The following is a 10,393-nucleotide window of genomic DNA, read 5'->3' on the forward strand; positions in this document are numbered from 1 at the left end:
CGTCCTGGGCTCACGGGCCCCCCCCCCCCCGGGGGGGGCCCCCCCCGCGGGGGGGGGGGGTGGGGGGGGGGGGGGGCCCCCCCCCCCCCCCCCCCCCCCCCCCCCACACCGGCGCACCGATCCCGGCGTCACCCGCTCGGTATCCGATCGGCGCCCGCGGGCGCGACGGCGATCGCCCGGGACGGGCACAGGTCCTCGGCCGTCTCCACGGCCTCCCGGACGTCCTCCCCCGGATCCGCGTCCAGGACGACGACCAGGCCGTCCTCCCCGTGGTCGAACACCGCGGGCGCGCTGATCGCGCAGTGGCCGGCGGCCATGCAGCGACGCCGATCGGCGGTCACCTTCATCGTTTCTCCTCTCACCACTCGACGGGCAGGGTGTGCACGCCCTGCATCGTGCCGCCGCCGCGCGTGGGCAGCCTGTCCAGCGGCACGGCGAGCCGCAGGTCCGGAATCCGGTCGAAGAGGACGGAGAACGCCACCTCCAGTTCCATCCGCGCCAGGTTCTGGCCGAGGCACTGGTGGATGCCGAACCCGAACGTGAGGTGATGACGACCGGAGGCGGCGTTGTGCCCGCCGGCGCGGCGGATGTCGAACCGGTACGGGTCGGGGAAGGCCGCGGGGTCGCGGTTGGTCATCGAGGAGGAGACCAGGACTCCCTCTCCGGCCCGGATGACGTGTCCGTCGATCTCGATGTCCTCGGTCGCCACCCGTACTCCCGAGACGTCCGTCACCGACACCATCCGCAGCAACTCGTCCACCGCGGCGGGCAGCACGCCCGGGTCCGCGCGCAGCGCCGCCAGCTGGTCCGGGTGCTCCAGCAGGGTGACCACCCCGAGCGCGATCATCTGGGACGTCGTGTCGTGCCCTCCGATCAGCAGCGCCAGCGCGATGCGCACCAGGTCCTCCCGGGTCAGGTCGCCGTCCTCGTCGACCTGACCCACCAGCCTGCTCAGCACCCCCGCCCCACCGGGCTCACGTTCCTTGGTGGTGATCAGCCCGTCCAGGTAGTCCCAGAGCGCCTGGCCCGCCGCCTCGGCGTCCTGCGCGCTCTTGGCCTGAAGCAGCCCGTTCGTCATCGCCTCGAAGAACGCGTGGTCGTCGTACGGCACGCCGAGCAGCTCCGAGATCACCATGGACGGGATCGGCAGCGCGTAGTCCTCGACCAACTCCGCGGGCGGCCCCTTCCGAAGCAGTTCGTCCACCAGCCTGCCCGCGAGTTCCTCGACGCTTCCGCGCAGGGCGCGCACCTGCTTGAGGCTGAAATCGGGGGCGAGCAGGCGGCGATGGATGTCGTGTACGGGCGGATCGAACCCGATGATGGCGATGGGCTTGAAGATGGGGGCGTCCAACCGGGGCAGGGAGGGCGGTCAGCCCGCCGGTTCCGGGGCAGGGGTCTCCGGTCGTAGCGCGCCGCCGGACGGCAGGGGGTGGGTGCGCGGCTGTGCCCACGCGCGCATGGCGGGTTCCTCGACGAGGCGGTTCAGTGCCCACGCCACCGCCGTGGTGACCCCGAACAGAACCGTGATGACGCCGAGGGCGGCCGGCACGTCCCATGTCCGGTCGGCGCCGATCGCGAGGTGCCCGAAGTGCAGGACCAGGAAGTGCGCCAGGTAGGAGGCGTACGAGACCCCGCCCAGCCACCGCAGGATCCGGCCGCGAAACGGCGTGGGGACGCCCCGCTCGTCCGCGACGGCCACGGCCGCGATCAGCAGGGCCAGCGGCAGCGCGATCGTCGCGGTGAGCCCGTACACGCTCGGCCACAGGTACATCTGCAGGGCGAACCCCGCCGCCAGGACCAGCAGCGCCCTGCCCACGCCCAGCGGGACCCGTCGGCCCGCCAGCACGATGCGGGCCATGATGATGCCGAGGACGAAGTCCAGCGCCCTGATCGGCGGGAAGGAGACCAGGAACCAGTTCTGCACGAACGACATGTCCTGGCCGGGAAGCCGGGGTGTTCCCGGCAGGGCGAGGAGGGCGACGGCGGGCAGCAGGGCGATCACGGCGGCGACGGCGCCGGCCGCCCACCACAGCCGCCGGGCGGAGATCCTGCGGACGAGCGCGTGCAGGAAGGGGAAGGCCAGATAGAAGAGCAGGTCGCAGGCGAGGGACCAGGTGACGACGTTGATCGTGATGACCACGTCCATCCGGGGATACCAGGTGTGCACGAGCAGCAGGCTCGGCAACAGTTTGGGCAGGTCCACGGCCTGGCCCGCCCACACGGCCAGGCCGAGCGCGGCCAGCCAGGTCACCACGTGGACCGGGTAGACCTTGACCAGGCGCCGGCGCCAGAAGCTCGCCCTGGACTGTCCCTCCCGCACCGACCAGGTCAGCACGAACCCGCTCAGCACGAAGAAGAACTCCACACCGAGCCAGCCCGAGGCGAAGGCGAAGGTCTGCAGGGAGGCCGCGGTCTCCCGGCGGAAGAAACCCAGGACACAGGCGTGGCACACGAACACCAGGAACGCCGCCACGAATCTCATCCCGGTGAGCGAGGGGAGCCGCGCGGCCTCCTTCGACGGGTGCGTCGAGTGAGTCATCTTTTCTGCTTTCTTCGGCCGGCCTTTGTACGGGGCCGGCCCGAACCCGTGGGGAGGTCAGTCCCCCGGTGATTTCTCGCTGATCCGGATGGCCTGCGCCGGGCAGAGGAAGGCGGCCCTGCGGACCCGTTCCTCCTGCTGCGGCTCTGGCCGCGGGGTGAGCACGACGACCAGGCCGTCATCGTCCTGATCGAAGACCTCGGAGGTGGCGGCCATGCAGCGCCCGCCACTGATGCAGCGCTCCCGATCCGCCCGCACCCACATCCGGCGTCACCATTCGACCGGTAGCTGGAGCACCCGCTGTACGGTGCCCGCGCCGAGGATGGGCAGTTCGTCCACGGGTACGGCCAGCCGTATCCCCGGGATCCGGGTGAGCAGCTGGTGCAGGGCGACCTCCAGTTCGAGCCGGGCCAGGTTCTGGCCGAGGCACTGGTGGATGCCGAACCCGAAGGTGAGGTGGTGGGTGTCCTCGCGCAGGACGTCGAACTCGTGGGCCCGCCGGTGCACCTGCTCGTCCCGGTTGGCCAGGGTGCCCGAGACGAGCACCCCCTCCCCCTCCCGGATGAGATGGCCCGCGATCTCGATGTCCCCCTTGGCGACCCTGGTCGCGACGAGGTCCGTGGTCGCGATGTAGCGCAGGAGTTCCTCGATCGCGCCGGGCAGGCGGGAGGGGTCCTGAAGCACCAGCGCCAGCTGGTCCGGGTGCTCCAGCAGCGTGATGACGCCAAGGGCGAGAGAGGAGGAGGTCGTCTCGTGAGCGGCGATCAGGAGCACCAGCGCGATCGAGACCAGCTCGTCGTGCCCGACGTCGCCGGGGATGACCCGCTCCCTCACCAGCGTGCCGAGCAGGCCGTCGGTGGGTTCCTTGATCTGTGCGGCCACCAGCCGGTCGATGTAGTCGACCAGGTCCTGGGCCGCCGTCGCCGACTCCTGCTCGGTGCCCAGCATCACCTTGCCGCTGGCGTCCTGGAAGAAGTCGTGGTCGGCGTAGGGGACGCCGAGGTGCCGGCAGATCACCAGGGACGGGAGTGGCACCGCGAGCAGCGGCACCAGGTCGGCGGGAGGGCCGTGGTCGATGATCGCGTCGATGTATCCGGACACGATGTCCTCGAGCTGGGGACGCATTCCGCGGACCGTCTTGAGGCTGAAGTGCGGGTTGAGATAGCGCCGGTAGATGTCGTGGACGGGCGGGTCCATCGCGATGAGCGCGAGGGTGCGGGCGATCTGCGAGCGGAAGCGGGGGGCGACGATGGGGAACCCGGGGTGGGTGCGCTGCGAGGACAGGTTCGGGTGGGTGAGGATCTCCCGCGACTCCCGGTACCCCGTCACCATCCACGCCTCGCGGCCGTCGAAGAGCGTCACCTTGAGCACCGGCCCCCGCTCACCGATCTCCCGATATCCGGGTGGCGGCTCGTACGGGCAGGTGCGTTTCTGCGGATACGGCGGAGCTTCCGTCATTTCCTTCATCCTTCGGCGAGACAAGAAAAGGGCGCCGCCGGTGCCGTGCGACGACAACGACATTAGGCAGGAACGAAATATTGGGCAAGGCCGGTTCAGCGTTGATTAAGAATTGCTTATGCGCTGCCCCGAGCGGCCCGGTGAAGCCGGGGAACCGCATCCAGGAGGGTCTTTGTGTATTGATGCTCCGGAGCTTCGAATACCTTTCTCACGTCGCCGGACTCAACCACTTTCCCGTCTTTCATGACCGCCACTTCGTGACTGATCCTGTGGACGACGCCCAGATCGTGGGAAATGAATACGTAGGCCACGCCGAGCCTTTCCTGAACGTCGGTCAGGACGTCGAGCACCTGTGCCTGGATCACCGCGTCCAGGGCCGAGACCGGTTCGTCGCAGATGATGACGTCCGGTCGCGGGGCGAGTGCCCGCGCGATCGCGAGGCGCTGCCGCTGGCCTCCGGACAGCTCACGTGCCCGCCGGCCGAGCACCTCCTCGTCCAGGCCCACGTGCTCCAGGAGTTCCGCCACCCGTCGTGCGCGTTCGGCGCCGGGGGTGCCCTGCGCGCGCAGGGGCTCCTCGAGAAGCCGTCTCGCGGTGTAGCGGGGATCGAAGGAGGCGAGCGGGTGCTGGTAGATCATCTGGATCCGGCGGCGGGCCGCCCGCCGTTCGGGGCCGCGCAGTTCGCTCCAGGTCCGCCCGTTCACCTCGACCCGGCCGGCGTCCGGCGCGGCCAGGCCCAGCAGCAGCCGGCCCACGGTCGTCTTCCCCGACCCGGACTCTCCGACGATGCCGAGCGTCTCACCGGCCCGTACCTCGACCGACACCTCGTCCACCGCGGTGAACGCGCCCTTGCCCGGCAGCCTGTACCTCTTGACCAGCCCTTCGGCGCTCAGCACCACCCGTCCGGGACCGGGACGCGGATCGGGGTCGGCCGACGCGGTGCCCGCGCCCCGCGCCAGGCCCCGTCCCTGCCCGAGCGCGGCGGCGACCAGGGTCCTGGTGTAGGGGTGGGAGGGCGCCTGGAGCATCTCGCGCGTCGGGCCGTCCTCGACGAACCGCCCGTCCTTCATCACGTACACGTGGTCGGCGATCTCCGCGACGACGCCGAGGTCGTGGCTGATGAGCAGGATCGCCGTGCCGTCGCCCGCGCGCTCGCGCAACAGCGCGAGCACCTGCCTCTGCACCGTCGCGTCCAGCGCCGTCGTCGGCTCGTCGGCGATCAGCAGGTCGGGCCGCGCGGCCAGGGCCGAGGCGATCAGGGCGCGTTGCCGCAGCCCGCCCGACATCTCGTGCGGGTACTGCCGTGCCCGGCTCTCGGGCAGCGGGACGCCCACCGAGTCGAGCAGCCGTACGACCTCGTCGCCGATCTCGCCCGAGGGCACGGTCCGGTGCTCGCGCAGAGGTTCCGCCACCTCGGCGCCGACGCGGCGCAGCGGGTCGAGGGAGCCCAGGGCGTCCTGCAGGACAAAGCCGACGCGCCGTCCGCGCAGCGCACGCCAGCCCCGGCCCCGTACCCGGCGCAGGTCGAGCCCGCCGAACACGAGCTCCTTCGCCCGCACGTCGGCACCGTCGCCGGCCAGCCCCACCAGGCTGCGCGCGGTGACGCTCTTGCCGGAGCCGGACTCACCGACGATCGCCACCACCTGCCCGCGGTCGACGCGGAGGGACACGCCCCGCACCGCGTCGACGTGCCCGCGGCCCGTCGAGAAGCCGACGGTGAGGTCCCGGACGCGCAGCAGTTCCCTTGTGTCCCCCGGCGCCGGGCTCATGTTCGTCGTGTCGCCGGATACCGGGCTCATGTCCGCCCCCGTTCGATCCGCTGCCGCAGGTGCCCGCCGACGACGGTGATGGACAGGACCGCGATCGTGATGGCGACTCCGGGGAACGCCGCCGGCCACCAGGCGATCGCGAGGAACTCCTGGCTGTCGGCCAGCATCGCGCCCCATTCGGCGGTCGGCGGCTGGGGGCCCAGGCCCACGAAACTCAGCGAGGAGCCCGCCACGATCATCGCTCCCAGGGTCACCGTCGCCAGTACCATGACCGGGCCGAGCGCGTTGGGCAGGATGTGCCGCAGGACCACCTGGGCGCGCGACCAGCCGAACCCGTGGGCCGCCTCGACGTAGTGCGCTCCGCGCAGCCTGATCACCTCCGCGCGCGTCACCCTGGCGAAGCCCGGCAGGGAGATCACCGCCAGGCCCACGCTGGCCGGGCCGCCGCCGGGTCCCAGCACCGCGACGACCAGGAACACCAGCAGCAGGCCGGGGACGGAGAGGACCACGTCGAGCGATCTGCTGAGCACCTGGTCCATGGTCCGGCCGAGCTGCGCGGCGGCGACCCCGACCAGGACGCCCGCGGCCAGCGCGAGCCCGACCGCGCCGGCGCCTATCAGCAGGGAGGGACCGGCGCCGTGAACGATCCTGGCGTACAGGTCCCTGCCGTTCTGGTCGGTGCCGAACCAGTGCGTGCCGTCAGGTGGCCGCAGCGTCGCGTTCAGGTCGGCCGCGTCGGGGTCCGTCCCGGTGAACAGCGAAGGGAAGAGCGCCATCGCGGCCAGCAGTGCCAGCACGATCGCCCCCGGCCAGAAGCTCTTGGTCACGGCCGGCTCCCCGCCTCTCGCGTCCTGGGGTCGATCACCCAGACCAGGATGTCGACCACGATGTTGACCAGCACGAACACCACCGCGGTGAGCAGCACGATCGCGATCACCACGGGCATGTCCTTGTTCTCCACCGCGAACAACACCAGCCGTCCGATCCCCTGCCGGGAGAAGACGATCTCGATGATCACCGCGCCTCCGATGAGCGAGCCGGCGATCCAGCCCAGGAGCGTGGTGGCGGGCAGCAGCGCGTGCCGCAGCACGTGCCGCAGGCGCAGCGCGAGCTCGCCGATGCCCCGTGAGCGGGCGGTCACCACGAACGGGTCCTCCAGCGCGCGCAGCAACCCGTCGCGCAGCACCCCCGTCATCACCGCGACCGGCCCCGCGGCCAGCGCGGCGGTCGGCAGCACGAGACCGGACAGGGAGGAGGAGCCGATGGCCGGGAACCAGTGCAGGTTGAAGGAGAACACCGTCAGCAGCAGCAGCCCGAGCCAGAAGGGCGGCAGCGCCACCACCAGCGACTCGGTCGCGGAGAACGACGAGCGCACCCACCGCCGGCGGTTCGCGCTCACCACCGCGAGCAGGACGGAGGCGACCAGCGTGACCAGCAGGGTCGCCAGGACCAGCAGCAGGGTGTCGGGGAGCTGGGACCCGATCGCGTCCCACACCGGCCTGCGCAGCACGTACGACTCGCCGAACTCCCCCCGCGCGATCCTGGTGAGGTAGGCGAGGTACTGCGCCACGAGCGGATCGTCGAGCCGGTACTCGGCGATGATCCGGTCGCGTACCTCCGGGGTGACGGCGGAGCGGGCGAGCAGCACGTCGGCGGTGCCGCCCGGCATCACCCGCAGCAGCAGGAACGTCGCCGTGACCGCTCCCCACAGCACGGCCACCGAGGCGGCCACGCGCACCAGCACGAGACGCGCCGCCCCGCTCGCGCGGCGTGAGGGGGCCGCGCCCGCCGCCTCGGCGGCGGGCGCGTTCAGGACGCGAGCCATGCGCCGTACAGGTCGGGGGTGCCGTCGGCGTTGAAGCCGACCTCCCGGACGCCTTCGCGTACGGTCACCGTGGACAGGGGCGAGTAGACCGGCAGGACCGCGGCGTCCTCGGTGATGCGCTTTTGCGCCTCGGCGTAGGCGCGGTGCCGCTCGGCCTGGTTCTCGGCGCCGAGCGCGCGCCGGAAGGCGGCCTCCACCTCGGGGTTGTCGTAGCGTGCCATGTTGTTGCTGATCCCGCGCTTGGGCGTGGGGATGTTGTCGGCGCCGAACAGGACGCGCAACACGTCCGGTCCCGGCGCGGAGAAGCTGGTGTCGATCAGTTCGTAGTCACCGTCCAGCAGGCGCTTGACGAAGGTCCCGCCGTCGAGGTTCTCCTCGACCAGTTCGACGCCGAGTCCTTTCGCCGCGGACTGGATCTGCGTGGCGAGGTTGGCCACGGATCCGTCGGACCACATGTGGCGCAGAGTGAGGCGTTCGCCGTTCTTCGTCCGGTATCCGGCCGCGTCGCGCCCGGTCCAGCCCGCCTGGTCGAGCAGCCGCTCCGCCTCGGCGGGGTCGTGGGCGTAGGCCGGGGCCAGGGAACCGTCGTAGCCCGGTGTGCCGGACGAGAGCACCCCCTGGGCGCCTTCGTACACGCCGAAATAGACGTTCTTCACGATCTGCGCCCAGTCGATGCCGGTACGCAGCGCCTTGCGCACGTTGACGTCGCTGAGCGGGCCGCTCGCGGTGTTCGGCCAGTAGCTGTAGTTGATCCCGGGGAACGGTGTCGAGTGCAGGGTGAACCCGGGCAGGCTCTTCACCGTGTTGAGGCTCGTCGGCGACAGGCCGGTGACCGCGTCGACCTGGCCGCTGGTGAGCGCACCCAGCCGGGCGGCGTTGTCCGGCACGACCTTGACCTCGATCCGCTCCAGCCGCGCCGGGCCGCGACGCGGTTCCGGCGCCCAGTCGTAGGAGGGGTTCCTGACGTAGTCGATGCCCTTCTGCGGCACGAGCCCGGTGTCGCTGCGGAACGGGCCGGTTCCGACGATCTTCGCGCACAGCGCGGAGGGGGACCCCTTGAGGGTGGGCGGGGACTGGATGCCCAGGTTGGGCAGGGCCAGCGCGGCGAGGAAACCCGAGTCGGGCCGCTTGAGCCTGACCTCGACCGTGAAGGGGCCGACGGCCTTGGCCGACCGGTAGGCCGCGAGCAGGCTTCCGGCGAGCAGCGACTTCGTCTCCGGAGCCACCACGTGGTCGAGGTTGGCGACCACCGCCTGGGCGTCGAACCTCTCCCCGTCGGTGAACGTCACGCCCTGACGGAGTTCGAAGGTGTAGGTGAGCCGGTCCGGCGAGACCTCCCAGCGTGTGGCCAGCCAGGGACCGACGGCTCCCTGCGCGTCCTGGTGGACCAGCGAGTCCAGGATCGGCCGGGTGAGGGCCCTGGCCGACTCGGTGGGGCTCTGGTGCGGGTCCAGGCACTCGGGTTCCTTCTCGACGGCCAGGCGCAGCGTGCCGCCGCTCCTGGGCTGCGCTGCGGCGCTCCCCTCCCCTGTCGTGGCACCGTCCGCGCCGGAGGAACATGCGGTGGCCAGTGCCAGCATCAACGTGGCGGCCCCCGCCATGGCGGCGGGCTTGCGTGACCGGGACCTCGTAGCAGCAGCCATCCTCATCCTCATCGTTCGAACGCCGGATTGCGCCGGAGGTCGTTCTCCGGCTGGACACACAGTGCTCGGCGGTTCTAAAGCCGGGCTGAACGCGGGCTGAGGAGAGCTGTGGCCGGTGCTCGGGCGCACCGGCCCGTGCGGACCTACAGGGATGAGACGATCTTGGCGAGCAACTCGTACGAGCGGATCCGGGCGGTGTGGTCGGGCACCTGGGTGAGCACGAACAGCTCGTCGGCGCGGGTCTGGCGCAGCAGCTCGGTCAGGCGGGGGGTGATCCGTTCCGGGGAGCCGACGAACTGCGGTTCGAGCCGGTCCCGCAGGAAGCGTTCCTCCTGCGGGGTGAACGTGTGCGCCGCGGTCTCCTCCTCGGTGGGCAGCACGGTGCCCGGATCCACGGTGCGCATCAGGATCTGGCCGAACACGAAGGAGGCGGCCAGCCGGTGGGCCCGCTCGTCGGTGTCGGCGGCGACGACGATCACCGCCACGCACGCGTGCGGCTCGGACAGCCACGGCGAGGGCCGGAAGGCCCGGCGGTAGGCGTCGAGCGCCTCGGGGGCGCCGCCTCCCACGATCGCGTGCGCGTAGACGTAGGGCAGGCCCGCCCGGCCCGCGTAGGCGGCGCTGCCGGCGCTGGAGCCCACCATCCACAGCTCGGGCGCGATCGCCGGCTCCGGGATCGCCCGCACGCCGCCGCTGCCTCCGGCGAAGTACTCGCGCAGCTCGTGCAGCGCGTCGCCGAAGTCCAGCCGGCGCGGGTCGCCGATGCGGGCCGTGATCTCGCCCGAGCCGCCCGGGGCGCGCCCGAGCCCCAGGTCGACCCGGCCCGGATAGAGGCCGGCCAGGACTCCGAACTGCTCGGCGACCACCAGGGGCGAGTGGTTCGGCAGCAGCACCGCGCCCGAGCCGACCCGGATGCTGGAGGTCGCCTCCAGGATGGGCCCGGCGAGCACCGCGGGGCTCGACGCCGCCAGCGCCGGCGTGTTGTGGTGTTCGGCCACCCAGTAACGCCGGTAACCGAGCGCCTCCACGGCCTTGGCCAGATCGATCGAACGGCGCAGCGCGTCACCCGCCGTGTCACCTCGCCAGACCGGCGCGGTGTCGTGCACCGAGACCGCGATTCCCTCAGGCAATGCCCTCTCCCTCATCCCGTTCACACATA

Annotated in this window: 10 protein-coding genes; all 10 read right to left on the reverse strand. The window is 71.6% G+C overall.

What is annotated here, in order from left to right; translation table 11 throughout:
• Positions 1-128: 128 nt before the first annotated feature.
• A complete protein-coding gene (locus tag ACIBH4_RS33175) occupies positions 129-347 on the reverse strand; it encodes a ferredoxin (RefSeq protein ID WP_362767438.1) in 219 nt (72 codons plus the stop codon).
• Between the two features lie 11 nt (positions 348-358).
• On the reverse strand, positions 359-1,351 hold the full coding sequence (locus ACIBH4_RS33180) for a cytochrome P450 (protein ID WP_362519205.1): 993 nt from the start codon (positions 1,349-1,351) through the stop codon (positions 359-361).
• Positions 1,352-1,369: 18 nt separating this feature from the next.
• On the reverse strand, positions 1,370-2,539 hold the full coding sequence (locus ACIBH4_RS33185) for an acyltransferase (protein ID WP_362767435.1): 1,170 nt from the start codon (positions 2,537-2,539) through the stop codon (positions 1,370-1,372).
• A 57-nt stretch (positions 2,540-2,596) separates the two neighbouring features.
• Entirely contained in the window at positions 2,597-2,803 is a 207-nt protein-coding gene (locus ACIBH4_RS33190) for a ferredoxin (RefSeq protein WP_350950126.1), read from the reverse strand.
• Between the two features lie 6 nt (positions 2,804-2,809).
• Complete coding sequence (locus ACIBH4_RS33195) at positions 2,810-3,997, reverse strand: cytochrome P450 (RefSeq protein WP_362767432.1); 1,188 nt, start codon at positions 3,995-3,997, stop codon at positions 2,810-2,812.
• A 116-nt stretch (positions 3,998-4,113) separates the two neighbouring features.
• Positions 4,114-5,796 carry an ABC transporter ATP-binding protein gene (locus ACIBH4_RS33200; protein WP_362767429.1) on the reverse strand — a complete coding sequence of 561 codons (1,683 nt, stop codon included), beginning with the start codon at positions 5,794-5,796 and terminating at the stop codon, positions 4,114-4,116.
• On the reverse strand, positions 5,793-6,593 hold the full coding sequence (locus tag ACIBH4_RS33205; protein ID WP_362519220.1) for an ABC transporter permease: 801 nt from the start codon (positions 6,591-6,593) through the stop codon (positions 5,793-5,795). The genes ACIBH4_RS33200 and ACIBH4_RS33205 overlap by 4 nt, the downstream gene beginning before the upstream one ends.
• Positions 6,590-7,591, reverse strand: coding sequence for an ABC transporter permease (locus ACIBH4_RS33210; RefSeq protein WP_362519223.1), 1,002 nt, complete (start codon positions 7,589-7,591; stop codon positions 6,590-6,592). Before ACIBH4_RS33210 ends, ACIBH4_RS33205 begins: the two co-directional genes overlap by 4 nt.
• Positions 7,576-9,234, reverse strand: a complete 1,659-nt coding sequence (locus ACIBH4_RS33215) for an ABC transporter substrate-binding protein (protein WP_362767427.1) — start codon at positions 9,232-9,234, stop codon at positions 7,576-7,578. Before ACIBH4_RS33215 ends, ACIBH4_RS33210 begins: the two co-directional genes overlap by 16 nt.
• Positions 9,235-9,377: 143 nt before the next feature.
• Positions 9,378-10,364, reverse strand: a complete 987-nt coding sequence (locus ACIBH4_RS33220; protein WP_362519228.1) for an LLM class flavin-dependent oxidoreductase — start codon at positions 10,362-10,364, stop codon at positions 9,378-9,380.
• Positions 10,365-10,393: the final 29 nt, after the last annotated feature.

The sequence above is a fragment of the Streptosporangium sp. NPDC050284 genome (assembly GCF_044459525.1).
In the GTDB taxonomy this organism is placed as follows: domain Bacteria; phylum Actinomycetota; class Actinomycetes; order Streptosporangiales; family Streptosporangiaceae; genus Streptosporangium.